Consider the following 24,565-nt stretch of genomic DNA (forward strand, 5'->3'; position numbering starts at 1 on the left):
TCACTCCCGCTTAATCAGCACACGTACCCGGCTCACGCGGCCTTTATCATCAGCGCAGGCAATGGTCAGTGCACCGGGTGTAGGTGTGAAGAAGAGCGTTTCAGTGGGTTTAGCTGCTCGGTACAGCTTCTCGTTCAGGTACCAGTACACCCGCTGCACATCATTCGCCGCCTGACAGGTCAGCGCCAGATCGGCCGGTTTTTTGGGATTGATAAAGTACTCGCTATTCTGGTTCAGGCTCGTGATCAACGGGGCCACACCGGTGCCAAACACCCGTTCACACGCCGGGTTATGCGGCGGAATGGCTGCGTAGGGTCGGTTACTGGCGGCATACCAGGCCACGACCTCCGGCGCCAGATTCGGATACAGCCGGGCAACGGGCCCCAGCACGCTGTCGCTTCCCGACGGTCGGCAGTGCGCGCAATACGACAACGTACCTGCGGCATTGGTCCACACCTGCGTTTGGTGCTGACACCGACTCGCCCGCGACACGCCCATGATGTAGTAATCCACCGCCCGACCATCGCAAGTACGTTCGGGCACATCGCCACTTTCAGGGCACACCTGCCGCGATGCCAGCTTTCCGCCCACCGGCGCCCTAAACCAGCCCGTTGGCGTGTTGTAATCGATGGCGTTGAACACCTGAAACAGCAACGGCGTGGCGGTGTTGGCTCCGCTCAGATCGGGCACGCCGACGCCCGAGAAATTACCGACCCACACGCCCACGGTATAGTGCCGGTTATAACCAATGCTCCAGGCATCGCGCCGCCCGTACGACGTACCTGTTTTCCAGGCAATGCGCGGCAATCGGTAGCTGTTATCGAAGTTATTGGGCAGATCAGGCCGGGTGATCTGGGTCAGTGTATTGGTGACGAGGAAAGCGGCTTCGGGGGAAAACAGTTGAACGGAGTGGTACTCCGTTTGTTGCATAGTAACAGGTGGCTGATTTGCCGTTACAAGCGAAGTGGCACTTCGCTGGACATAGCCACCATTCGCAAAAGCGGTATACGCTTGCGTCAGTTCTTCCAGCGTGACGCCGCAACCGCCCAGAATCATGGACAGGCCCAGATCATCGGCTTGCTTTTGTACCGTTCGGAAACCAGCTTGCCGCAACGTACCTACGAAACTGGGGGTCGATACGTCGCGCAGAAGCTTTACGGCGGGAATGTTCAGCGAATTGGCCAGCGCGAACTCGGCCGTAACAGGGCCGTTGAAATGTCGGTCGTAATTATCCGGTTCGTAGCCACCGAAGTTTGTAGGTACGTCGTTCAGCTTGGCTTTGGGCGTAATCAGTCCCTTGTCGAACGCCAAGGCATAGAGCAGCGGCTTTAACGCACTTCCCGGCGACCGTACTGCCTGCACGCCATCGACCTGCCCCCCATCGAAGGCGTTGGCAAAATCGGCTGAACCCACGTAGGCTTCTACGGCCCCCGTCTGATTATTAATCACCAACACCGCCGCGTTGTGAATATTCTGCCCCCGCACCCGATCCACGTACTGGCGCACTAGTCGCTCGGTGGCGGCTTGCACGTCGGGTTGTAGCGTACTTACGATAATCGGCTCGTCGGGCTGCTCCGTTTTAAGGCGAAGGCTCAGGTGCGGTGCCTGATTGGGCGCGGGTCGACGGCGGGCATCGAGGGGTTCGTTGAGCGCGTCCTGCACCGCTTTTTGCTCGAACGTACCTGACTGGGCAAACCGACGAAGCCACGCATTTCGCGCCTGCACAATAGCCGCGTTATTCTCGCCCAACCGCAAACTCGACGGCCTATTCGGGATGATCGCTAACGTTGTGATTTCGGCCAAACTGAGCAATTGAGGCGGTTTCCCGAAGAAGATTAACGACGCCGATTTGATGCCTTCTACGTTGCCGCCGTAGGGAATCAGGTTCAGATACAGTTGTAGAATTTCATCTTTACTGAGGTGGGCCTCCAACTGCACCGCCCGCACCACTTCGATCAGCTTGCTCAGGTACGTTCGCGGGCGTGGCTCCAGCAGACGAACCACCTGCATGGTGATGGTCGATGCCCCCGACGTTCGGCGACCAGACAACAGGTTCCGGCCCGCCGCGCGCACCATGGCTACGGGATTCAGACCGGGATGCCAGTAAAACCAACGGTCTTCTTTCTGGAGAATGGCCTGTCGCAGCCGGGGCGTAATCTCGTCGAGGGTGGCATACATTCGCCATTTATCGCCTCGGTTGAGAAACGCGTGCAGCGTAGTGCCATCAGCAGCGGTCACCAGTGTGGAGTAAGCAACGCGCGTTTTGGGCGGAAATAATCGGTCAGCCAGAAACAGCGCGAGCAACGTACCCAGCACCAGTTTTGGCCAGCGATGCGTGCGCAGGTACGTTAGGGACGAAGAATAAATGGCCAAGTTGAGTGTATACGTTGGATTTTGCAGGCTTCGCGCGTCGTGCTCTTCGACTAGGCTCAGGGTGACAACTCACACCTAGATGTTGATGACCAACTTGGGTGAGGGTGTCACCCTGAGCCTGTCGAAGGGCACGACGCGCGAAGCCAGATGCGAAAGCTAACTTACAACGCAAACACAAACTTATACCAGCAGATCCAGAACCGGCTTGCCCAGACCGTCGGGGGTGGTGTAGAACGGTCGTTTTTCAACGTCGTAGTGGGTATCGGGCGGAATACCCAGCGCGTGGTAGATCGTTTGGTGAATACCCTCGATCCGCACCGGATTTTCGATGGTTTTGCAGGGGCGTTCGTCGGCCGTTTTTCCGTAAACAAAGCCTTTTTTCACGCCTCCACCAAACATCAGTATCGAACAGCCATCGGTAAAATGACGGTGCATTCCGTAGAACTTCAACTCCGACAGAATATCCGGCTGGTTCACCTGCTCACGTACTTTGGCATCGGGGCGACCTTCAACCATCATATCGCGGCTAAACTCGCTGGCCAAAATCACCAGGGTACGGTCGAGGTGGCCGGTTTTGTCGAGGTCGTTGATCAGTTGCGCTATGGGACCGTCGATCTGTTTTTTCATGGCCTCCAGTCGCGTATGGCCATTTTCGTGAGTATCCCAGCCTTTAAACGGCTCGTATTCGGTGGTGACGCTGATAAACCGGGCACCTTGTTCGGTGAGGCGGCGGGCCAGCAAACAACCCAGGCCAAACTTGCCGGTATTGTACACGTCGTAACTGGCTTTGGGTTCGTTGCTAAGGTCAAAGGCCTTCGCTTCGGGCGAGTTCAGCAGCCGGTACGCCTGTTCCATCGACCGTTTCAGCGATTCTTTCTGGTAATCGCTGCCAAATTCACCAACGGGGCCATTGCTGATAAGGTCGTTGTAAAGCTGATTGCGGCGTTCGAACCGCTTGCTGTCCATCCCCACCGGTGGCCGAACGCTTTCGAGCCCCTGCGTAGGATCGGGAATAAAGAACGGACCAAACTCCTGCCCCAGAAAGCCCGCCGTATGAAAGGCCTTTAACTCCTCGGCTTCGCCCAGGGTAAAGCGCTGACCAATGTCGACGAAAGCGGGAATAACCGGATTTTTCGGGCCCAGTTCTTTCGCAATCCACGAGCCGATGTGCGGTGCCGCCACCGTCTGAGGCGGTTCGTAGCAGGTGTGCCAGTGGTATTGGTGCCGCGAGTGCAGGATATGCCCCATGTCGGCGGCCATGTAGGAACGGATCAGCGTGCCCTTATCCATCACCTTGCCGATGGATTCGAGTCCTTCCGAGAAGTGAATGCCATCCAGCACGGTCGGTACCGATTTGAAGGTGCTCAACACCCGGTTTCCTTCCATACCTTTCTCGAAAGGGGTATACCGTTTAGGGTCGAACGTTTCGGTATGGGCCATGCCGCCCGCCATCCAGAGCAGAATCACGGTATCGGCGGTACCGTTGGTCTGCCCCGGCTTCGCTGTTCGGCCACAGCCCGATAGCAGGCTTGCCACCGGTGCGCCAGCTGCCAGCGCCGCCAGTGTTGCCGCACTCGTCTTCTGCAGAAAATCCCGTCGATTCCAGATTGTTGCCATAGGAGGGGGTGTGAAAGAGTGAAAGGGCGAAAGAGTGAATGAATGTGTGACTGACGCGCTATAGTTTGATTTGCGTATGTTGCTTCGCGCTGTAGGCCCTTCGACAGGCTCAGGGTGACACTCCCACTCAAGTTCGTCATCAACATCTAGATGTTTCTTGTCACCCTGAGCCTGTCGAAGGGCCACGCGTCAGCAACACACGCAATACAAACTACTAAAATTCAGTAAATCAGTTGAAATTCGGGGTGGAGGCTGATTGCCCAAACAAGATCCTGAATGCCTTCGGTACCCGGATTTTTACCAATGATTTTCTGGGCAACAGCCAGTTCGTTGGGTGTTGGCTCCCGGCCAAATGCTTTCCGGTACAGGTTTTTCACCAGGACATCGGGTGCTGGGTACGTTGCCCGCCACTGCTGCGCCCCCCGTTTCAGGGCCGCGTTGAACCGGGTTCCGTTGGTCAGCTCCAACGCCTGCAATAGATTGGCCTGCGATGTACGGCTGGTGCTGACCGTTTCGCGATTGGGCCGACCCAATGCCGTTAAGAAGGGGTCGTTCTTAACGAAAACGGCGCGTGGAAACGGCATCTCCTGCCTGATCTTCTCCGGAAAGAGCTTCATCACCACCGCCGAGTCAGTGTAGATCGGGCTGATGACGGCACTCACCGCGTCGGTAAACTGCTCGGCGGTTAACCGGCGGCGAACCATGCCGGTAAACACAAAATTAGGCGCTGTGATCAGATCGGCATCTTTCACCCCAACGGAGGGTAGCTGGTACGTTTTCGACGTTAAAATAGTGGCCATCAGCTTTTTTAGATCATAACCATTATCGACGAAATCGACGGCCAGCCAATCCAGCAGATCCTGGCTCCAGGGTTCGTTGTCCATCACGTCGACGGGTTCAACCAGGCCGCGCCCCATCAACTGCGCCCACACCCGGTTCACGACCGTTCGGTATAGCCGTCCGTTTTTGGGCTGCACCATAAAATCGGCCAGTTCGCGGAGGCGTTCGGCCGTTGGTGCCTGCCCGTTGATGGTGCCCAGTTGCTCGAAGAGGATCTTCCGGCCCGCCATTTTGCCCGTTGGCTTGTCGCAGCGGTTTATTTCCAGCGTGGTATCGGCAAAAATATTGGCAAAGGCGTAGGCATCGGCCAGTTTCCAGTCACTGATGAAGCTGTCGTGGCAGGAAGCGCATTTCAGGTTAAGTCCCAGAAAGACCTGTGCTACGTTTTGGGCGGCCTGCATTTCAACCCGCTGACTGGCGTTGATGGTACCGCGCCAGTGAATACCCCGAATAAATCCTTCTGACTGCTTATCGGGACTGACCAGCTCTTTTACAAACCGGTTGTAGGGCTTATTGGCCTTCAACGACGTATAAAGCCAGTTTGTGATGTCGAAACGGCCTCCGGTAATGTAGCCAGTGCCGGTATAATCATTGCGCAGGGCGTCGTTCCAGAAGGTGAGCCAGTGCTGAGCGTAATCGGCGTTGCGGCTCAGTAGCTCGTGTACCAGTTGGTCTCGTTTGTCGGGTCGGGTATCAGCCACAAAGGCATCGAGCTGTTGGGGCGAGGGAAGCAGGCCAACCACATCCAGGTACACCCGGCGCAGGTACGTCCGGTCATCGACGGGGGCTTTCCAGGCCAGTTTATGTTGCTGGAAATACACGTTTACGAACCGGTCAACGGGGTTGGTCAGCCCATCGGCGGCGGGCGGAATGGTGGGCATACGGGGTTCCAGCGCAGCCACCCGATACAAGCTTTTTTCGGGACCGGCTGGCCAGGGGGCACCCTGTTTTATCCAGAACTCGAGCGTGGCTATTTCTTTATCGGTCAGCCGCTTGCCCTTCGTTGGCATGGCGTCATCGTGCCCGGCGGGGAGCTTTATACGGCGAATGAGGTCGCTTTTTTCGGGAAAACCAGCCACGACCACCGGGCCATATTCGCCCCCTTTCATGATAAACGCCTGACTGTCGAGCCGCAAGTCGCCTTTGGTTTTCGACGACCCGTGGCAGCTGTAGCAGTTGTGAGCCAGAATAGAACGTACCTCCAGATTCAGTTCGGCAACCTGTTGTTCGTTGAGCGGTTGCCCGTTACTGACAAAGCTTACGGTTGAACCAACAGGCGTTTCTTTTTTCCCGCCAGGCAACACGCTGGTCAGGTAATCGTCGCCGTGCGTTATCATAGCCCCGTAGTGCCCCGCCAGACTGACACCCACCACCGTACCAGCCAGAAGCCCCCGGTAGAGATTCTGCCGCCCGGTTCGACCGGCAAGAACAGTGAATACTGCCAGCGTCATGGTAGCTAGCCCCAGCCATTGGTGCGTGCTAACGGTACCGCCCGCGTAATCGTCCTGACCAACCAGTAGTAACCCCAGTAGGGCCGATAAAACCGCACTGATGGCCCCAATCCAAACCATCGCCCTGATGCCTGCCCGCATGTCGTCTGACTTTCTGACATAGGCGATGACTTCGAGCAGCAAGGCCACGCACAATAGACTGACCGGAAAATGAACGAGTAACGGATGAAGGCGACCCAGAAATTGCCAGAGCCAAAATGATTCGGTTAAGACAGTCATCATACGGAGGGTATGGTTTTCCTAATAACCAGTTGGTCGAGGTAATTTACTGTTAATCATGCCTGTCTGCTGAAGCAGTTCACGCAAATCTGCCTGTTGCTATCTGCCAAAGCGGGCGGCACAGAATGAAATAGCGTATTTTAGCCAATCATCTAACTGACTATCTTCTGTGATCAACGTTTCTCGCTTTTTCAGCCAGACGGCCCTGCTGTTGAGCCTTGTCTCTACCTCCGCTTTTGCCCAGAAGCAAGCCTCCGACAATCGAGCGGCGATTAAAGAGGCTGACCTCAAACGCGATGTATATAAACTCGCCGACGATCATTTTCAGGGACGCGTAGCCGGTTCGCTCAACGAGCTAAAAGCATCGGCTTGGATTGCCGAGCAATTCCGGGCAATGGGGCTACAACCCGCTGGTGATGATGGCACGTATTTTCAGTTCTTTCACATCCAACGTACCCGCGTGAGCGAAACCAGCCGGTTTATCGTGGGCGGCAAAGCCCTGACCTACGGCCCCGACGTGATTGCACTGGCCCCGGCTATTGCCTCGGTCGATGCGCCGTTGGTGTATGTGGGAACGGGCACACCGGAAGAAATGGCGAAAGTGGATGTGAAAGGGAAAGCCGTAGCTATTCTCTTTTCGGGTACACCACCCGGCGACCTTAGTTTCCGTCGGTTTATGCAAACAACGATGAATCGCCGCGCCGCTGAATTTGTGAAAGCCGGGGCTGTGGCTACCATTTTCGTATCTGACAGCCGCGCCGATGCGATCTACAACTGGTGGAGTAGCGCCATGGAAATGGGCCGCTACGATCTACCCGGCGGACCCAATACGCGCGTGTTTGCGCAGGCGCCGCTCTTGTGGCTTCCAGCCAGCAAACTCGATATGGTTAAACAACCCAATCAGCAGTTTACCAACGTTGTGAACGTAGAAAGCTTCAGTTACCCGTCGGTCAACATCGTGGCGAAACTGCCGGGTACCGACCCCAAATTGAAAGAAGAATACGTGCTCATCAGCACCCATCAGGATCATGACGGTATTCGGCGGGCGGTAGCAGGCGACTCGATCTACAACGGGGCCGACGATAACGCCACGGGTTGCGCTGCCGCCCTGGCGATTGGCCGGGCCTTTGCGCAGAAACCCGGCAAACGGTCGCTATTGATTGTTTTCCACGGGGCTGAAGAGCGTGGATTGCTGGGCTCGCGCTATTTCGTTGACCACCCAACGGTGCCGAAATCAAGTATCGCGGCGGTGCTGAATGGCGAAATGATGGGTCGAAATTCGCCCGACAGTGCGGCGTTGCTCGGTTCGCAGGTGCCGCATCGTAACTCACTCGATCTGGTGAATCAGGCGATGTCGGCCAATCAGGCCACGGCCAAGTTTAAGCTGGATACGCTTTGGGATCGGGCCGATCACCCCGAAGGCTGGTATTTCCGCTCCGATCACCTGCCCTACGCCCGCGCCAACGTACCTGCGATCTGCTTCACCTCGTTGCTGCACCACGATTACCACACCCCCCGCGACGAACCCGCCCGCATCGACTACGCCAAACTGGCCAACATGACGCGCTGGATGTACCTCACCGCCTGGCAGGTAGCCAACGCTCCCGCCCGCCCGGCGCTGGAACCCGGTTTTAAGCTAGAACGGTAGCCCTATTCACGGTTCGTTGATTTGTAGGGGCGGCCCATCGTGGCCGCCCGCTTTCGGGCGCATAGCGACCGCTGGTGGTCCGTTAATTAGCAAGAATATCCTATGTAACATCTTCACAGGCAGATGTTTACGACCATATATATAGCATGCACCTATCAGCGGTCGCTATGGCGACCGAGAGCGGGCGGCCACGGGGGGCCGCCCCTACATATTACGATCCAGTCAGTAGCTCCTAAAACCGCGCCAGCACCTTTTCCGATACCGTTTTGCCAATCGATAACGATGATGTGGCGGCGGGTGATGGGGCGTTGCAGACGTTAACGGCGCGGTCAGTTTCGATGATCGAGAAATCGTCGAGGAGGCCGCCGGTTCGGTCGCAGGCTTGTGCACGAACACCAGCGCCGCCTTCGATCAGATCGTCTTCCTGAATTTCGGGGATTAGCTCTTGCAGGGCTTTGGTAAAGGCTGACTTCGAGAACGAACGGTACATTTCGCCGAGGCCCATCTGCCAATATTTGGCCGCTACTTTCTGGAAACCCGGCCACGCCAGCGTTTCCCAGAACTCCTTCAAATTCACGTCCGACTTCTTATAGCCTTCGCGCTGGAATGCCAGCACCGCGTTCGGTCCTGCCTCAACGCCGCCGTGGACCATGCGCGTGAAGTGCACGCCCAGGAACGGGAAGTTCGGATCGGGAACGGGATAGATCAGGTTTTTAACGAGGTAATGCTTCTCGGGCTTGATCTTGAAATACTCACCCCGGAACGGCACAATCTGCAAACCAATCGGCTCGCGTTGCGTAAGCTGGGCAATTTTGTCGGAGTACAGACCGGCGCAGTTTACCACCAGCTTGGTTTCGTAGCGATTTTTATTGGTCACCACCACGCTGAGGGAATTGCCCGGCGTGAGCTGCTCTACGCGTTCGCCAAAGTGAATTTCGCCGCCCAGTTCGCGGAATTTACGGGCGTAGGCTTCGGTCACCTGCGTGTAGTCGATGATGCCGGTTTGCGGAACGAAGATGCCCTCCACGCCTTTCACATGCGGTTCAATCTCCCGCATTTCGCCCAGCGAAATACGCCGAAGTCCACCGAGGCCGTTCTGCTGACCGCGTTGGAACAGCGTAGTCAACTGCCCGACTTCTTCCTGTTTGGTCGCGACTACAATTTTACCGCAAAGCTCATAAGGCACGCCTTCACGATCGCAGAAGTCGAGCAACATCCGATAGCCATCAATGCAGTTGGTGGCTTTCAGGCTTCCCGGTTTATAATACAGTCCCGAGTGAATCACACCCGAGTTATGGCCGGTCTGATGCGCCGCCACCTGATTCTCTTTTTCCAGCACCACCACCGACAACGCCGGCCGCTGCTGTTTGATTTGCAAGGCCGTCGCCAGCCCCACAATGCCTCCTCCTATTACAGTTACGTCAATCATGTTCTTGAAGTTTGTGGTTTGTCGTTTGAGGTTTGTGGTTGCGCTGCCAACACCCCGTTTGGTTGATAGGCAATGCAACCACAAACCTCAAACGACAAACCACAAACCCTATTTAGTAAAGCTAATCTTCCCCATCGACACACTGGGTACGCCCTGGCGGTTGCCGAACGATGTGCCTGAACCGGCTACGCATTCGTTGGCCAGCACGGCAAAAAGCACGGCTTCTTTGGCGTCGCCGGCAATACCCAGCTCATCGGTTTTGGCAAAGGTACAACCCGGAAGCAACGCTTCTATTGCTTTGGTCAACACGGGGTTGTGCGCCCCGCCGCCGCTCATATACACATGCACATCCCTATCGGCCTCAGGTACGTTGGCGAGTGCCTTTTTAATGGCCTGCGCAATGCTTTCGGCGCTGAATCGGGTTAACGTAGCCATCAGGTCTTCGGGCGCGATGTTCTCCGTTTGGCTGCGTTGCTGTGCATCTCGAACGTACCCGGTATTGAACACTTCTGGCCCGGTTGTTTTGGGGAACGACTGCGCGAAAAACGGATGATCGAGTAAGGCATTCAGCAAGGTATCGTTGACCTGACCACTGGCTGCGAGTTGCCCGTCTTCATCGTAGGGCTTGCCGGTAAACTGACGAGCGTAAGCGTCTAAAATCGTATTACCCGGGCCGGTGTCGGTGGTGAACACCACGCTAGCGTCAAGGGAGCCGGGCAGGTAGGTGAAGTTGGCAATACCACCCATGTTGAGCAGGATGCGGTTTTCGCCCATTTGCGAGAACACAAAATAGTCGCCGTAAACCGCTAGTGGAGCGCCTTCGCCACCGTGGGCAATGTGCCGCTGCCGGAAATCGCTAAGCGTGATAATGCCGGTTTCGGCCGCAATGTGATCACCGTCGCCAATTTGTAACGTAGCATTTCCGTAACCCGGCCGCCGATGCTGTTTCTCCGGCGCATGATACACCGTTTGCCCGTGACTGGCTACCAGGTCTACCTCGTCGGCAGGTACATTCCAGGTACGTAGGCAGTCGGCTACCCACCGCCCATGCTGCCGGCCAATTGCTTCGTTCAACAGGGTCAGGTGCTCGAAATCGACCTGCTTTTTCGCGAACACAGCCCGGATACTGTCTTTAAACACTTCGTCGTAGGATACAGTCGTGAATTGCTCAACGACCACAGTGGTCTCCGGTCCACTGCCGGTAACTCGACACAAGGCTACGTCGAGGCCATCGAGCGACGTACCTGACATCAGGCCAATGATGCGTCGTTCGGGTTTCTGAGCAATATGGTAAAGGCGTTCAAGTTGCGGATTCATACGGTAAATATCAGCCATTCCCGCGTCAAACTAGTTTATGATGGTACACGGATTTTAATGGGTACGCGGATTAGAGGGATAAAACGGATTCACACGAATGATGATGGGTACGCGGATTTTGCGGATTAAACGGATTCACGCGGATTTTTGATTTAAGCGGATTTGTAGCCTCAAGCAGAGCTAATCTGTTTTAATACACAATCCGCGCAAATCCGTTTAATCCGCAAAATCCGCGTGCCATCATCATCCCCCTAATCCAAGTACCCATACAATCTCCGCGTACTATAAAACTCAACGCAATGAACACGAAACAATCAACAGAGACACTGATCGATACAACCATTCAGGCACTGACCAATGGCGAGCACGCTACCGAATCGGGGCAGGCGCTGGTTGATAACTGGCTGAATGAACTAGCCCATTATGAAGGCCTCGGTAGCGTTCGAGAGGCACTGAGCAGCCTTCAGAAAGCATTACTGAATGACGCTGACCCCGTTCAGATTCGGGTGTTGCTGATGGAATTGGCCGAATACACACAGGCGTTTGCCCAGCAGGAAACAACACCAAACCCCACCGCCCTGCAACAATTGGCCGATACACTTCAACGCCTGATCGTTAGCTCCGAGGAACTTGGTCATTCGTAAACTGAGCGGCGGCCCAATGGCTAAGGCAATATTTTTCTATAAACAATACAGACTTGATCGAGTTTTAACCCGTACTGTAGCAACCAGTTCCCCGATTTGTTAACACTCAATAATGTCTGAAAAGATGGCGACTAAAAAAGCCGAAACGCTGATTACCTCAACTATCGAAACCCTCGACAATGGTATCGATAGTGCAAAACCGAAAGATGGTACGTCGCTGATTACTGAGTGGCTTTCTATTGTGAAAGAAGACAAGTCAGTCAGTGGTATTGCCAGCGACTTACAGGAGTTACACGACCAGTTGGGAGCAGCAAGCCCCGACAAGAAGAAGGTGGCTCAGTTGGTAAAAAAACTCGGTGATGAAACCGCTAAAGTTGCCAAAAAGGCCGACGACAAGTATCAGGACGACCTGAAAGACCTCGGTGAATCACTTAAGGAATTTGCGAAAGAACTTAAATAAATGACCAGTAGTGGTTCATCAATAATCTTGGGTACGTTGCCACCTGTTTTTAAAAGCAACGCCACTATCGACTATTGACTAACCACTATCGACTCCAAAACAACACATGGCCCTTACATCACAAGATCAGGCAACAACCGCCCTCCTCGAAAAAACAATTTCTGCGTTCGACAGCGGTCTTCAGCCAACAACCCCTACAGATGGTTTGGCACTCATCGATCAGTGGATCGACTTGCTTGACCAGAATGGCACCGACGAAACCGACGAAATCGCCGATGTACTCGAAGACCTGAAAACGGAACTCGAAGAAAGTAAAAAGGATGGCGGTTCTCCTGAACCATCAGTCATTCAGGCGTATTTGGAAGATCTCATCGACATTACTCAGAGCGTGATCGACTCGCCGGAAGCCAGCGCTCAGCAAACCGAGCTTCAGCGTTTGGTATCTGTGCTGGAAAATCTTAATCAACAAGTATCGAAATGAGTCAATAGTCGGCAGTCGATAGTCAATAGTCGCGCTGCTTGATCACCAGACGTGCCTAAGCAACGCGACTATTGACTATCGACTGCCGACTATCGACTACTACTCATTCAAACTCCTATTCCCATGGCAGACTCATCGCAATTTGCAACGGCACTCATCAATGAGACCGTGCACACGTTTAGCGGCGGCGCCGAAAGCGTCTCGGCCATCGACGGCATATCGTTGATTAATAACTGGATCAGCGCTCTTCAGTCAGAAGACAGCCCTGCCAGCCCGGTAGCTAAAACTCTTAGTGAGTTGCAATTACAGTTACAGGAAAGTACGCCGGATACCGAACAGGTTCAGCGTCTCCTTAGCGAATTGGCCGACCAAACCCGGGAAGCAGCTCAGTCTGTTGAAGGCGGTGAGCAAACGTCACTGACCGGATTGGCCGACGCTTTAGCCGGTTTTGGCGAACGGTTGGCGGGACATCGGTCGGGCGACGGAAGCGCCGGTGCAACTGTTGCTCCGAGCGTAGGCGCTTCAACTGGCAATAGCAACGACGATTCAATCGGTGCTAGCGGTGCCGCCCATCAAGACGGCGGCCCTTACAACTCAGGCTACGGCAAATAAATTGTCATTCGCTTGCGCTGTCATTTATTGTCATTAAGTGGTCATTCATTGTTTTTGCGATAAATGACCACCTCATGATAATGAATGACAGCGCAAGCGAATGACCTTTCACTAACAGTAAACTAAAAAAACAATGGCACATCAACATTCACAATCGAGCGGTTCGTCTGCTTCAACACTGATCGACGCTACGATCGAAGCCTTTGACCAGGGACAGTCAGCCTCTCCGCAAGAAGGTCTTTCACTGATTACAGACTGGTTTTCGTCGTTGAAAAGCGACCACTCGGCCAGCAAAATGATTCCGCATCTACAGGAATTGCAGTCGGAGTTGCAAAGCGGTTCGCCCAGCAATCAAAAACTGCATGATTTACTGCTTAGCCTGGCCGACCAAACGGATGCCCTGGGCGCATCGGCCGGTGGAGATTTGCCTTCACGGCTGAGCACGTTAAGTACGTCACTGCGCAATTTTGCCGGACAACTATCGACGACAGTGTAATTTTTCAGCTTAAAACGCCTCACTGCTACCAGAGCAGTGAGGCGTTTTTTAGTTCTCAACATTATGGATAACCACGAAGAAGCTACCGATCTGCTCGACACGACCATGGCAACGCTGACCACCGAGGTAGGCGAATTAACGCCGCAAAGCGGGAAAGGCGTGATTGATGAGTGGATCAGCACCCTGAGCGAATCAGAAAATACAAAAGAGATCGTCGATCTGCTGCAGCAACTGAAAACACAGTTGGAAAGCGGCACTCCCAATCCCGAGGAAATGCAACAGGTGCTACTCGATTTATCAGGGCAGGCACACGAAATGGGGGTAAAAGTTGGCCCCGAGGGTGATATGGCTACCCGCCTCGAAGCGCTCGGAGCCGCGCTCCAGAACATTGCCGGGCAACTGGCGAACGCTTAAAAGTTTGTGGTTTGTTGCGGTCCGCCGCTGCGGTGTGTGGTTTGTGGTTGCGCTGCTAACAAAGGATTCGTGTATCAGCAGCGCAACCACAAACCACACACCGCAGCGGCGGACCGCAACAAACCACAAACTATTTCTTCACCAGTTCATACACCTTCTCCATGTCCAGGTCTTTCACTGACAGGATGGCTGGAGCGGTGTAAAGTACAGGTACGTCGGGTAATACGCCATGCCCTTTATCGATTCCCGGAATGGCCAGCACAATTTTATAGAGCGGAAACCGGAGTTGAACCCCTGTTTCGGGTAGGGTCATATACGGAGAGGTAAACGCATTACAGCCGTATTCGCCACCACCTGTTTCACGGCCAACCACCGTGACCCGGTCGGGGGCGTTATGCTTTGTTAATGACGTAAAAATCGACCCCGCCGAAAAGGTGCCTCCATTAGTCAGCACGAACACCTTTCCACGAAAGGCATTTTTGGTTGTCGGTTTAATCAGCCCGGTTACGCCCGTACGACGAAATGTACCCTCAGATGTTTTATGGGTGAAAAAATTACGGAGCCAGAATCGCCAGAATTTCCAGCCCAAATGCCGGTTAAATGATACTTGACGGACCGGCGCATCGACTTCCGCATAAGCCTGAAACGGTTTCCCGACCAGATAAGACACCAGCCTTGTTGCCGCGCTGGAATTACCACCTAAATTTCCCCGCACATCAACCACCAGATTGGTAACAGTTTTTCGGGCGGCTATGGTTTTAAAGCTTTTTCGAAAAAAGGCCCGTTGCCCGCCGCCGCTAAACGAGGCTACTTTGAGCACCGCAACGGTTGAATCGCGCTCCGAGAAAGTCAGCGTTCGGGTTTCTTCTTCTTTTTGCTCTGGTTTGCCAGGCTTCGGTTTACGGGGTTTCGAGGCTGGAATGACCCGTTTCTCCACCGAGTCGGCACTGGCTTTTAGATTACCGGGGGGCATCCGAAATGTCAGCGTGCGCACCGTTCCGGTCGAATCACGGAGGGTAAGTCTTTGTGCTGATGAATCGGCACCGATGGCCAGCGCGTAGTAAGAACCAAACAGGCCCGTGTTCAATACAAAAGGCTTGAACGTCTGATTGTACCCGTCTGACGATATATACTGGTAGAACTGATTCAACAACGTACCTGCCGACAGCCCATTAACGGCTAGCAGTTCAGATCCCCGCCGAACGGTGGTGTCGTTGCTGCGGTTTTCACGCACGTACAACTTTTCGTCTACAACAAAGACATCGACTGGAAACGGTTTGGAGGGATGTTTTTTTCGGTACTTCACATACGCTTTAGAACCATACAAATCCGTATGCCCGCAGCCAATTCGGTCGATAGCCGGTTCAACGGCGCGCCGAAATTGCAACTCAGTCATGGGGTGCGTGAGGCGGACTTCGGCGGCATCGAACCAGCGCGATACACTGTCGCGGGGATGGTAGCGATACAGGCCGGGGTGCGCCTCTTCCAAAGCCCGACGCATCAGTCGAAAATCGCTGCGTAGCTGATTGACCGAATATTGCCGGGATAAGGGGGTGGGTATAAGTGGCGACTGGCCAAAAAGCGGGCCCGATAGCAACAGTAAGAAAGCAAAAAGCCAGGATCGGTTTCTGAACGGTGGGTATTGACTCACAAACGTAGAGGTAGAACGGTTGCCAAAGGTAGTGCTAGTCAACTGTCAGTTCACGAACAAATCGGCTGAACGGGTCGTTGTCAATGCGAACTGCTCTGGCAACACTTTTTTCGTTCAACTTGTACCATTTTGACGGCAAATCGTGTAGTTTGGCGATTCATTCTGACTAGTTAATCGGCTTTCCCAATAAACGCAAACCGCACTGGCGGACCAGTCAAAACGTATTATGGCACGACCAACCCCCGAACTGATCGACGCATTGCGTCGCACGGCCCGTAAAGTAGCTGAAGGTGCTCCATATCAATGGGGCCACATGGGTAGTTGCAACTGTGGCAACCTGGCCCAGGAGCTGACCCGCATGACCAAAGACCAGATTCACCAGTATGCCATGCAGCGCTACGGCGACTGGAATGAACAGGTGGCTGACTATTGCGACACCAGCCAGCTTCCGTTCGATATCATCATTAATCAGATGATTCAAGCGGGTCTCTCACTCGAAGATCTGAAGCACCTCGAAAAACTCGATGACCGCGATGTACTCCGCCGTTTTCCGGTCGAGCAACGCTTCCTGAAACACAACCGCCGCGACGATGTGGTAACGTACCTGAATGAGTGGGCCAACCTCCTCGAAGAGCGCCTGCTAGACCGCATCAAGCTCCCGGCCGATTTACTGGAAGTACGGGAATTGGTTTAAGTAATTAAGAATTAAGAATTAAGAATGGCTCTGCCGAAGTACCATATGGTGCCTCAGCAGAGCCATTCTTAATTCTTAATTCTTAATTACTTGAGCGTCGCTACAGCATCCCGAATCCGTCCTACGGCTTCGACGAGGGCTTCGTCGGCGGCGGCGGTGGAGATACGGATGCAGTTGGGCGCACCAAAACCAGAACCCGCTACCGTGGCTACGTAACAGGTGTTCAGCAGCCAGTTCGAGAAATCATCCGAGTTGTTGATCGCCGTTGTTCCATCTGATTTACCATAATAGGCGCTCACATCCGGGAATGCGTAGAACGCACCTTCGGGGGTATTAACTTTAAAGCCGGGGATGTCTTTCAGCAGACCAACTACCAGATCGCGGCGGCGGTGGTAAGCTTTCGCCATTTCACGGCTCGCATCCAGCGAACCGTTTAGAGCGGCAACCGTTGCTTTCTGGGCAATCGAATTGGTGCCCGACGTCACCTGTCCCTGTAGTTTCTCCACGCCTTCGGCAATCCATTTGGCGGCACCGATGTAGCCAATGCGCCAGCCGGTCATGGCATAGCCTTTGGCCACCCCGTTAACGGTAATTACCCGCTCAGCGATCTCAGGCACCGACCCGATGCTGAAATGACCTTCGGGCGTGAAGTTGATGTATTCGTAGATTTCGTCGGCCAGCACATACACGTTATCGTGGCGAGCTACCACCTCGGCAATTGCACGCAACTCGGCTTCTGAATAGACGGAACCGGTTGGGTTGTTCGGCGATGCATACATGACCACTTTGGTACGGTCGGTGATGGCGGCTTCAAACTGCTCGGGTGTCACTTTGAAGTCATTCTCGAACGAACCGTCGAGTACGACCGATACACCCTCGGCCAGCTTCACCATTTCGGAATAGCTAACCCAGTAGGGCGAGAAAATAATGACCTCATCGCCGGGGTTCACCAGCACCTGTAACACATTAGCCAGTGAATGTTTGGCACCCGTCGACACCACTACATTTTCGGGTTTCCACGGCAGGTTGTTGTCGCGGTTGAATTTATCGGCAATGGCCTTCCGCAGATCGGGATAACCGGCAACGGGGCTGTAACCGTGAAACCCATCGTCGATCGCTTTCTTGGCGGCATCGCAAATGTGGGCGGGCGTTTTAAAATCGGGCTCACCTACGCTCAGGCTGATCACTTTATGGCCTTTGGCAGCCAGTTCGCGCGCCATCTTGGTCATGGCCAGCGTCGATGATTCTTCAAGCGCATTGATCCGGTCGGCCAGCATGCTGGCGGGACTGTCTACGGCAATAGCCATATTGGTATGTGTTTATTGAAAATTTGGCAACTGAACGGCCACAAAATTAGTGACTTCAACGCAGTTAAGCCGACTTGTTAGGAGAATTTAATTACCTCACTATCATCAGAGCAACTAATCAATAACTCGTTGGCAGTCTTATTAAGTGCCGGATGAACCAGATCGGGTGCAATTTCAGCCAATGGCACCAGTGTAAATCGGCGTTCATGCAGCAATGGATGCGGCAATGTGAGTGTAGGCGTGTTGATAATCAGGTCGTCGTAGAACAGCAGGTCGATATCGATCACCCGAGCCCCCCATTTTTCGGCCCTAACCCGACCAAGCTGTTCTTCGATAGCCAATGTGTGGGTTAGCACCTCGGCGGGTTTCAGGTACGTTACCACCAACAGCACCTGATTCATGTACGTTGGCTGCTCAGTAACGCCCCAGGCAGCCGTTTCGTAGAGACCCGATAGCAATACGATATCACCCACCTGATCAGCGATGTAGTGAAGCGCCTGCTCGAACGTATGCTTCTTATCACCCAGATTGGCACCGAGCAACAAGTATAGTTTATGAACAGGCAAAGGGGTATTTGGCATGCCTCAAAGATACGTGACCTCAACGTTGCAGGTAGCGGGTGTCTGGTTGGGCCGTTGCGGTTCGGCTTAGCAACCCCGTTTTTCGCAAGCCAACATACACACCTATACTATTTGGCAATAGTCCACCCGAATCAACCCCAAGCGAACTACTCAGTACCGAACCGCCAAAGGCTTTAATCGGAACAGCAGCCGTGATCAGGCCCGAAAATTGCGACGGCATGGTTGGGTACGGTACCGGATACGTACCCAGATTTTGGGAGAATGATAATCGAGTTATGATTTGAATTGTGCTGGAAAATAAGGCACTAGCCCCCAGATTAAATGCACTGACACGGCTATTAACAATGCCCCGATCAGCAGGCAACGATGGGCGCGCTTCGGTCGAAGGCGTTAAGAAAGGTGACCCGATGGTACGGCCAACGTATGTCCATCCGTCAACAAACTGACTGTGGTTAAAGTAGTTATCACGTCCACGTAGTTCAGGATCATCGATTACGAAATCATCTCCGCCCTGGCTTTTTGTGTACAGATATTCAACCGTTATTTGTTGCAGGAAGAACGATTCACCGGCATGCCGACGACGATTTTTCAGCCTAAGGCCATTCAGTCCATCGGTTAAATTAGTACCATAAAACAGTGAACCATCATCGTACAGAAACTGGCGATATCCGTATAGATTCCAGCCACCACTGAGGTTCACATCAGCCCCTAAATCGACCGAACCGAGGTGATTGCCGATCCGGTTATCTTCCAGCGATGTTACGTTCGGGTCGTTACGGTCGCCCTGTCCTCGGCTACCCAGCACCATGGGCAGGTAATACTGAATAGCCGACGGCAATTTTCCGTTTACGGCGATAAGGTCACTAAGCACACCGGGCGCAGCCTGACCACCCCAAATCACATTATGATTAAACCCGCCATATAGCCGGAATGGCCAGGTTGGCTTGCCAATTCGGCCATATAGGTATTTCTGATGCAGGTAAGAACCCTTGACAATCCGGTCCCCATTCTCGAACCAGCCGTGTGCATAGGCGCCTAATATCGAAATAGTGCCTTTAGTAAACGGAATGGGCGTGTATTGGTAAAGCCCTATCTGAATTTTGGGCACAGGCAACGCATTTCCCGACCAGGCATAAGCCCCTGATGTGAGCAGTGTATCGACTAGACCGATGATTTCACGCTTCCGGCCCACGTATAGCTCAAAGGCCCCTAAACGACCCTTGATGTGCGCCTCGGGCAGAATAACCTGATTGGTAACTCCCACATTGGCCACCGCATCGAGCGCATAGCCCCAGTCTAGTTTTGGGCGATTTCCGGTACTGTCTGTCAACCGATAATCGGACCGTATACCACCTTGTAATCGAACAGCAGGCCCTTTTAACGGAACAATACCGTATTGATTAGCCCGAAGCCAAAAAGGCGTTTGATCGGTTGACAGTAAGGCGCCCGTTTCTAAATGGTACTGACTCGTGCGATCGGTCTGGGCCTGAGCCACAATAGATAACAGCAGAAACAGCCACGGTAGGCCACCTGAAAAAACCCGGCGAATCGAGCAGGCAGAAGGTTGGAAAGACGTCACTTGCATCAATCAGTAGTATTGCTTTTACGTAGCCACCATTAAAGCATACATATGGTTTGCCTACCGATTAACGCAGTAAACAAAAAAAGCCGTTTACTCAACGGCTAGATGTTAGCGAGTGGGAAAGAATTAAGAGTTAAGAATGAAGAATTAAGAATGGAGAATTGCTCTGCTAACAGCAAAATACGTTGTTAGCAGAGCAATTCTTAATTCTTAATTCTTAATTCTTAATTCTTAACTCTTAATTCTTAACTCTTGATTTAGAAAGAAACCTGCCTGCGTTTTGGGGCGATAAGGCCGTAGATGGCCAGTAAAATAGCGATGATGGCACCGGCACCGGCCGCCAGTTGAATGGTTGAATTGGCTTCCTGTTTAACAGCAATGGCCGCATAGGCCCAGGTAAATACCAGAATGAAGGCGGCACTTCGGTAGCGATTATACAGCACGGCACCCACAATAAGGGCCAAAACAAGCACACCAACGGCCCACACGGTTTCAGAAATTCCCGACAGATCGAAGCTGTGCGCGCGAAACCAAAGGGTAATGTTTAGAATTGTAGCCACCGTCAGCCAGCCGAAATAAATAGAAAACGGCACGCGCGCCAACCACGTTTCGGCTGCCTTCACGGGTCGCATCATTGCCATATCGGTACGCGGGTTGATCCGTAGTGCTTCCATCACCATAAACAGACTGGCAAACATGATCAGAATCACAACCAGGGCTCCACCAATCCATTCCTGATTGAAAATAGGGCTCCATACAGCATTACCCAGGGCGTTGATGATGTACCAGGGGCCCGCCATGCGAAAACGCGGATTATGTCGTTGCGACGGTAATGCCTGGTAAACCGCGAAACCCAGCAACCCCAGGAAAATAATTCCCCAGATAGAAAAGGCATAACCGGCGGGCGTAATTAGTGTACTGTACTTGTTCGACACGTCGCCGTTGGTTTGCGGGCCAAATACACGCGCATTCGAGAGGCCATTCACTACGATCAGCGAAACCGTAACGACCACTACAAGTACCTGACGTAAACGATCATTCATCATAAACACTCTAATTAATTGGTGATACAACCGACGACATTCGTCAAGTGTTCACAAATTACGTACCTGGCAGTCAGGGTTCATATGTAAGCGGCAAGAGTTCTGCCATTTTCTCCCAACCCCAATATCCCTCGAAAATCAAACCCAGCGGATTATAAAAATTGCCATTTCGCTCAATAATCACCCTCGGTTCAGTCAGTGAAATGATCGACGATTGCGGACCACCAACACTCAGTGTTGAGCTAAACGGCGATTGTGAACGCACAAACTCGGGCGATTCTTTTTCCTGCGTGTACGTCACCTGAATCAAGTTTTCAAACTCCATTGCAGTGGTTGAATCGGTCGATGATTCTTCATTGAGCACAAACGTAGCCGGTAAGGCATCTTTCACCAGATAACGCGCCCGTTTCACACGCCACTGCCCGCCTGCTTTCGTCGAATCAGCTCGCTCCAGGATACGCCGAATCTCGAAGCCTTCCTCAGCCGTCTTTCGCGTATGCAGCGTGCGCATGAAATGCATGGCCGAACCCAGGTACGCTTCTTTTCGGGCTTTTTCCCACCGAAGCGTTTCACGTCGCCCACGCGGCTTCATGGGTTCATATACCGGATAACCCAGATACGACACCGAATTGTGGCCATAGTCGAACAGGAACTGCTCGAGCACGTACCTGATTCGGTAGCCCAACGCCTTGTTCTCGATAATCAGTGGCTCACGGGCCCCACCGGTCAGGCGCAGGGTTGCGCGGTTATCGTCGAACCAAAGCGCGTTCTGATTCACGATCTTACAGGCCTGCGCATTTTTACTACTGCCAATGAAGTTCTTCAGGAAAACGTCCAGATGTTCCAGCCATTCAGGGTCGCGGCTGGCACGTACCTGCACCTCAGCCAACTGATTGGCCGCCGGCATAACCCGAACCAGCAGTGAAGCAGGCTGATTGGTATTCAGGGGTGTAGCCAGGGTTTCAAATCCTACGCTGGAAACAACCAGATCGAACCGACCGGCGGGCAAATTGGCCAATACAAAATTACCGTTCTCGTCGGCCGTGGTACCTTTTGTGGTATTAGCCAGAAAAACGCTGCAAAACGGCACCGGCTGATCATCAATGGCGTTGACTACCCTACCCTTCAGCGTAAACTGGGCGCGGGCGGTCAGAGTGGTCAGTAAGAATAGTAAAACAAGTCGCATCATATTTTAGACCGTTCAGCAGGTATGAAGGCACAAACTTACACCTATAACTATACTTTTAGTTAATCTGTATGTAAGAAAAGCCCAATCTGTTACGACAGGGCTTTTAAACTAGGTTTTAGAACTACAGCGGCGGACCGCCTTATAGGTTCGGTTATAGCGCCAGGACTTTAAACTCAGTTCGGCGGTTACGTTGATGCTCTTCTTCGGTACGGGCGTTTTTCACTACCAGTTGCGTTTCGCCGTACCCTTTGGCTGTAATACGCTCGGCCTCAACCCCTTTCGAGACAATATACTCGACCGCCGCTTTAGCCCGGTTCTGCGACAGTGTCATGTTGTAGGCATCTGGCGAACGGGCATCGGTATGTGAACCCAGCTCAATTTTGATCGTCGGATTATCTTTCAAAATCGTAACGAGCTTGTCCAGTTCCTCGGCCGCATCGGGGCGGATGTTATACTTGTTGAGATCGTAATAAATATTTTCCAGCGCGAAGGTCTTGTTCAGTTCCACCTTGTCGAGCAGCAGGGCTACGTTGAAGGTAGTGTCGGTTTCGGGCTTGGTCAGGAAAATCTCGGGAATGCTGCGGCCCTGCATGGTAAAGGGTTCTCGGCGGGTCAGGTAACCGGGGCGCTCGGCAATAACACTGTAGGTCTTGCCCTCCTGCACCGGAAACTTCCCGAACGTACCTGGCTGACCCGTAGTAGCTTCGGCCACGGTAGCGTCGTTGCTGTCATCGACAATACGTACCCGAGCCGAGTCGAGGGGTGTGTTAGGGGCGGTGTTGACTTTAACCGTGCCAGCCAGGAAATAACGCACCACTTTAGGCGCACCGGCTTTGGGCGGCGTGTTTTTGGCAATCGTCGTGGTATCGCCAGAAGGAACAGACCCATTTTCGACCAGATAAATATCATCGTCGCCTTTGCCACCGGGACGGTTACTGGCCATATACCCTCTATCGGGCTCAGGAAAGGTCAAGCCAAAATCATCGGCGGGTGAATTGATCGGTTGTCCCATGTTCTCGACCCGGATTACCCCACCCGAGCGAGTCGCTACGAATACATCGAGTTTACCCAAGCCTGGGTGCCCGTCCGACGAAAAGTAGAGTTTGCCATCAGCGGCCACAAAGGGGAACATCTCGTCGCCGGGCGTGTTAATGTCGCGGCCCATATTTACCGGGCGGCTAAACCGGCCCGACGCATCGACGTTGGCCCGGTACAGATCGATACCGCCAACGCTACCGGCCCGGTTCGAGGCAAAATACAGTGTCTTTCCATCAGCCGAAAAGGCTGGCGAACCATCCCAGGCCAGTGAATCGGAGATGGGTAATCGGAATGGCGTGTTCCAGTTACCGCTCTGGTCTTGCCGACTCATGTAGAGGTCAACATCGGCACCGCCTTTCCGCTTGCCATTGTTACCCCGGGCAAATACCATTGCTTTGCCGTCTTTCGAGAACGTGGGGGTTCCTTCGTTTACATCAGTCTGGAATACGTTTCCGCTAAACAACTGAGCGCCAGTGCTACCGGATCCGGTTTCGTCGGGTGTCTGCCCAACTTTTGCCTTGTAAAGGCCCGTCATGGCCAATCCGTTGTTTTTATAGGTAACGTCTTTTCGCGACGCGGTGAAGATCAATTCATCGCCACGAAGCACAGGCGCATATTCGGTACCGGGCGAATTCAGGGCGTTAAGATTAGTGACTCGAAAGTCGGCTTTCTTGGCAGTAATGGCGCTGATAGCCCGCAACGTTTCAATCTCACGCTGTGCTTTGGCAAGGCCGACTTTGCTTTTAGGCTTCGAATCAATATACTGCTGTAGCTGCACCTGAGCGCCCTGATAATCACCATTTGCTTTCAACGCATAGGCGTAGTTAAGGCGAAGATCGGCCACGTTGGCATCGGCCAGATTTGGTTTAGGCGCAGCGTCGGGGGTAGTTGCGGTAGGTACTGCCCCCCCTTCAATGGCTTTCTGATAAAACGGAACTGCCTGATCGATCCGGTTGGAGAGGCGGTACGATTCGGCGGTGTAGTAATTGAGCCGCCCGGCATCGACCTTGCCCGTTGCTTTGGTAAACTGGCCCAACGCCAGATTGTATTCACCGGCGTCGAAATGGCGAACACCTTTTTTATAGGCCTGCATGGCCGAATTACAGCTGCTCAGCCCGATGGCCACACTCAGAATCAGCAACGGAACCCGCATATAGATTTTCATAATCAATGGAGCAAAACAGATTAACCCGCCCAAGATAATAACGTTTTGGCGGGCTCATTCGTCAATACCTTATTTAAACGAATTGAGCCTCATTTTATTAGTTAATGTTCATACGGAAATAACCCATCTATTGTACACAGATTTAACCAATTCAGCCAACAGAGTATCGTGCCAGTTCGATGCACATCTCACATATCAGGTTCCCGAACGGTTGTTAAACAAGATGCCAATTATGGAAACCTGCCGCCCCGTCT

Annotated in this window: 20 protein-coding genes; 8 read left to right on the forward strand and 12 right to left on the reverse strand. The window is 53.3% G+C overall.

Annotation, left to right across the window (positions count from 1 at the left end; translation table 11 throughout):
- From pbpC to ACAW87_RS16185, 3 genes are all read right to left on the reverse strand, one after another.
- Window positions 1–2,373 carry a penicillin-binding protein 1C gene (pbpC, locus tag ACAW87_RS16175; protein WP_370724674.1) on the reverse strand — a complete coding sequence of 791 codons (2,373 nt, stop codon included), beginning with the start codon at window positions 2,371–2,373 and terminating at the stop codon, window positions 1–3.
- 180 nt (window positions 2,374–2,553) lie between these two features.
- The gene (locus ACAW87_RS16180; RefSeq protein WP_370724675.1) at window positions 2,554–3,990 is read right to left on the reverse strand and encodes a DUF1501 domain-containing protein; all 1,437 of its coding nucleotides are present in this window, start codon (window positions 3,988–3,990) and stop codon (window positions 2,554–2,556) included.
- Window positions 3,991–4,211: 221 nt separating this feature from the next.
- Window positions 4,212–6,560, reverse strand: coding sequence for a DUF1549 domain-containing protein (locus ACAW87_RS16185; protein ID WP_370724714.1), 2,349 nt, complete (start codon window positions 6,558–6,560; stop codon window positions 4,212–4,214).
- A gap of 169 nt (window positions 6,561–6,729) precedes the next feature.
- On the opposite strand from ACAW87_RS16185, the gene ACAW87_RS16190 reads away from it, so the two are divergent.
- Window positions 6,730–8,208: a M28 family peptidase gene (locus ACAW87_RS16190; protein WP_370724676.1), complete on the forward strand. Its 1,479-nt coding sequence runs from the start codon at window positions 6,730–6,732 to the stop codon at window positions 8,206–8,208.
- A 232-nt stretch (window positions 8,209–8,440) separates the two neighbouring features.
- Here the strand turns inward: ACAW87_RS16190 and lhgD are convergent, their stop codons facing one another.
- A complete protein-coding gene (lhgD, locus tag ACAW87_RS16195) occupies window positions 8,441–9,637 on the reverse strand; it encodes an L-2-hydroxyglutarate dehydrogenase (RefSeq protein WP_370724677.1) in 1,197 nt (398 codons plus the stop codon).
- Between the two features lie 108 nt (window positions 9,638–9,745).
- Entirely contained in the window at window positions 9,746–10,954 is a 1,209-nt protein-coding gene (locus ACAW87_RS16200; protein ID WP_370724678.1) for an anhydro-N-acetylmuramic acid kinase, read from the reverse strand.
- Between the two features lie 299 nt (window positions 10,955–11,253).
- Here ACAW87_RS16200 and ACAW87_RS16205 point away from each other — a divergent pair, with 299 nt between their 5' ends.
- From ACAW87_RS16205 to ACAW87_RS16230, 6 genes are all read left to right on the forward strand, one after another.
- Complete coding sequence (locus ACAW87_RS16205; protein ID WP_370724679.1) at window positions 11,254–11,598, forward strand: hypothetical protein; 345 nt, start codon at window positions 11,254–11,256, stop codon at window positions 11,596–11,598.
- Window positions 11,599–11,710: 112 nt separating this feature from the next.
- Window positions 11,711–12,058 (forward strand): hypothetical protein, encoded by a 348-nt coding sequence (locus tag ACAW87_RS16210; protein ID WP_370724680.1) that lies wholly within the window; start codon window positions 11,711–11,713, stop codon window positions 12,056–12,058.
- Window positions 12,059–12,164: 106 nt separating this feature from the next.
- Window positions 12,165–12,539: a hypothetical protein gene (locus ACAW87_RS16215; RefSeq protein ID WP_370724681.1), complete on the forward strand. Its 375-nt coding sequence runs from the start codon at window positions 12,165–12,167 to the stop codon at window positions 12,537–12,539.
- 123 nt (window positions 12,540–12,662) lie between these two features.
- A complete protein-coding gene (locus ACAW87_RS16220) occupies window positions 12,663–13,151 on the forward strand; it encodes a hypothetical protein (protein ID WP_370724682.1) in 489 nt (162 codons plus the stop codon).
- A gap of 133 nt (window positions 13,152–13,284) precedes the next feature.
- Window positions 13,285–13,647, forward strand: coding sequence for a hypothetical protein (locus ACAW87_RS16225; protein WP_370724683.1), 363 nt, complete (start codon window positions 13,285–13,287; stop codon window positions 13,645–13,647).
- A 63-nt stretch (window positions 13,648–13,710) separates the two neighbouring features.
- Window positions 13,711–14,061 carry a hypothetical protein gene (locus ACAW87_RS16230; protein WP_370724684.1) on the forward strand — a complete coding sequence of 117 codons (351 nt, stop codon included), beginning with the start codon at window positions 13,711–13,713 and terminating at the stop codon, window positions 14,059–14,061.
- A gap of 130 nt (window positions 14,062–14,191) precedes the next feature.
- Here ACAW87_RS16230 and ACAW87_RS16235 read toward each other — a convergent pair whose 3' ends face one another.
- The gene (locus ACAW87_RS16235; protein WP_370724685.1) at window positions 14,192–15,712 is read right to left on the reverse strand and encodes a S41 family peptidase; all 1,521 of its coding nucleotides are present in this window, start codon (window positions 15,710–15,712) and stop codon (window positions 14,192–14,194) included.
- Window positions 15,713–15,938: 226 nt separating this feature from the next.
- Between ACAW87_RS16235 and ACAW87_RS16240 the strand changes: the two genes are divergently transcribed.
- Window positions 15,939–16,406 (forward strand): hypothetical protein, encoded by a 468-nt coding sequence (locus ACAW87_RS16240; RefSeq protein ID WP_370724686.1) that lies wholly within the window; start codon window positions 15,939–15,941, stop codon window positions 16,404–16,406.
- A gap of 86 nt (window positions 16,407–16,492) precedes the next feature.
- On the opposite strand, the gene ACAW87_RS16245 is transcribed toward ACAW87_RS16240, so the two are convergent.
- The 6 genes from ACAW87_RS16245 to ACAW87_RS16270 all read right to left on the reverse strand — a co-directional run bounded on the left by ACAW87_RS16245 (window position 16,493) and on the right by ACAW87_RS16270 (window position 24,311).
- Complete coding sequence (locus ACAW87_RS16245; protein ID WP_370724687.1) at window positions 16,493–17,713, reverse strand: pyridoxal phosphate-dependent aminotransferase; 1,221 nt, start codon at window positions 17,711–17,713, stop codon at window positions 16,493–16,495.
- A 77-nt stretch (window positions 17,714–17,790) separates the two neighbouring features.
- Entirely contained in the window at window positions 17,791–18,294 is a 504-nt protein-coding gene (gene folK, locus ACAW87_RS16250; RefSeq protein ID WP_370724688.1) for a 2-amino-4-hydroxy-6-hydroxymethyldihydropteridine diphosphokinase, read from the reverse strand.
- A gap of 19 nt (window positions 18,295–18,313) precedes the next feature.
- Window positions 18,314–19,879, reverse strand: coding sequence for a capsule assembly Wzi family protein (locus tag ACAW87_RS16255; protein ID WP_370724689.1), 1,566 nt, complete (start codon window positions 19,877–19,879; stop codon window positions 18,314–18,316).
- Between the two features lie 254 nt (window positions 19,880–20,133).
- Window positions 20,134–20,922, reverse strand: coding sequence for a TspO/MBR family protein (locus tag ACAW87_RS16260; RefSeq protein WP_370724690.1), 789 nt, complete (start codon window positions 20,920–20,922; stop codon window positions 20,134–20,136).
- Between the two features lie 70 nt (window positions 20,923–20,992).
- Window positions 20,993–22,108, reverse strand: a complete 1,116-nt coding sequence (locus tag ACAW87_RS16265; RefSeq protein ID WP_370724691.1) for a carboxypeptidase-like regulatory domain-containing protein — start codon at window positions 22,106–22,108, stop codon at window positions 20,993–20,995.
- A 151-nt stretch (window positions 22,109–22,259) separates the two neighbouring features.
- Entirely contained in the window at window positions 22,260–24,311 is a 2,052-nt protein-coding gene (locus ACAW87_RS16270) for a CHU_0125 family OmpA-like outer membrane integrity protein (protein ID WP_370724692.1), read from the reverse strand.
- Between the last annotated feature and the right edge of the window lie 254 nt (window positions 24,312–24,565).

The organism is Fibrella aquatica (genome assembly GCF_041321135.1).
In the GTDB taxonomy this organism is placed as follows: domain Bacteria; phylum Bacteroidota; class Bacteroidia; order Cytophagales; family Spirosomataceae; genus Fibrella; species Fibrella aquatica.

Excerpts from the sequence above, each read along its gene's own strand:
- ACAW87_RS16180 (WP_370724675.1), bottom strand. The coding sequence starts at position 3,990 with ATGGCAACAATCTGGAATCGACGGGATTTTCTGCAGAAGACGAGTGCG.
- ACAW87_RS16185 (WP_370724714.1), bottom strand. The coding sequence starts at position 6,560 with ATGACTGTCTTAACCGAATCATTTTGGCTCTGGCAATTTCTGGGTCGC.
- lhgD (WP_370724677.1), bottom strand. The coding sequence starts at position 9,637 with ATGATTGACGTAACTGTAATAGGAGGAGGCATTGTGGGGCTGGCGACG.
- ACAW87_RS16200 (WP_370724678.1), bottom strand. The coding sequence starts at position 10,954 with ATGAATCCGCAACTTGAACGCCTTTACCATATTGCTCAGAAACCCGAA.
- ACAW87_RS16205 (WP_370724679.1), top strand. The coding sequence starts at position 11,254 with ATGAACACGAAACAATCAACAGAGACACTGATCGATACAACCATTCAG.
- ACAW87_RS16210 (WP_370724680.1), top strand. The coding sequence starts at position 11,711 with ATGTCTGAAAAGATGGCGACTAAAAAAGCCGAAACGCTGATTACCTCA.
- ACAW87_RS16215 (WP_370724681.1), top strand. The coding sequence starts at position 12,165 with ATGGCCCTTACATCACAAGATCAGGCAACAACCGCCCTCCTCGAAAAA.
- ACAW87_RS16220 (WP_370724682.1), top strand. The coding sequence starts at position 12,663 with ATGGCAGACTCATCGCAATTTGCAACGGCACTCATCAATGAGACCGTG.
- ACAW87_RS16225 (WP_370724683.1), top strand. The coding sequence starts at position 13,285 with ATGGCACATCAACATTCACAATCGAGCGGTTCGTCTGCTTCAACACTG.
- ACAW87_RS16230 (WP_370724684.1), top strand. The coding sequence starts at position 13,711 with ATGGATAACCACGAAGAAGCTACCGATCTGCTCGACACGACCATGGCA.
- ACAW87_RS16240 (WP_370724686.1), top strand. The coding sequence starts at position 15,939 with ATGGCACGACCAACCCCCGAACTGATCGACGCATTGCGTCGCACGGCC.
- ACAW87_RS16245 (WP_370724687.1), bottom strand. The coding sequence starts at position 17,713 with ATGGCTATTGCCGTAGACAGTCCCGCCAGCATGCTGGCCGACCGGATC.
- folK (WP_370724688.1), bottom strand. The coding sequence starts at position 18,294 with ATGCCAAATACCCCTTTGCCTGTTCATAAACTATACTTGTTGCTCGGT.
- ACAW87_RS16255 (WP_370724689.1), bottom strand. The coding sequence starts at position 19,879 with ATGCAAGTGACGTCTTTCCAACCTTCTGCCTGCTCGATTCGCCGGGTT.
- ACAW87_RS16260 (WP_370724690.1), bottom strand. The coding sequence starts at position 20,922 with ATGATGAATGATCGTTTACGTCAGGTACTTGTAGTGGTCGTTACGGTT.
- ACAW87_RS16265 (WP_370724691.1), bottom strand. The coding sequence starts at position 22,108 with ATGATGCGACTTGTTTTACTATTCTTACTGACCACTCTGACCGCCCGC.
- ACAW87_RS16270 (WP_370724692.1), bottom strand. The coding sequence starts at position 24,311 with ATGAAAATCTATATGCGGGTTCCGTTGCTGATTCTGAGTGTGGCCATC.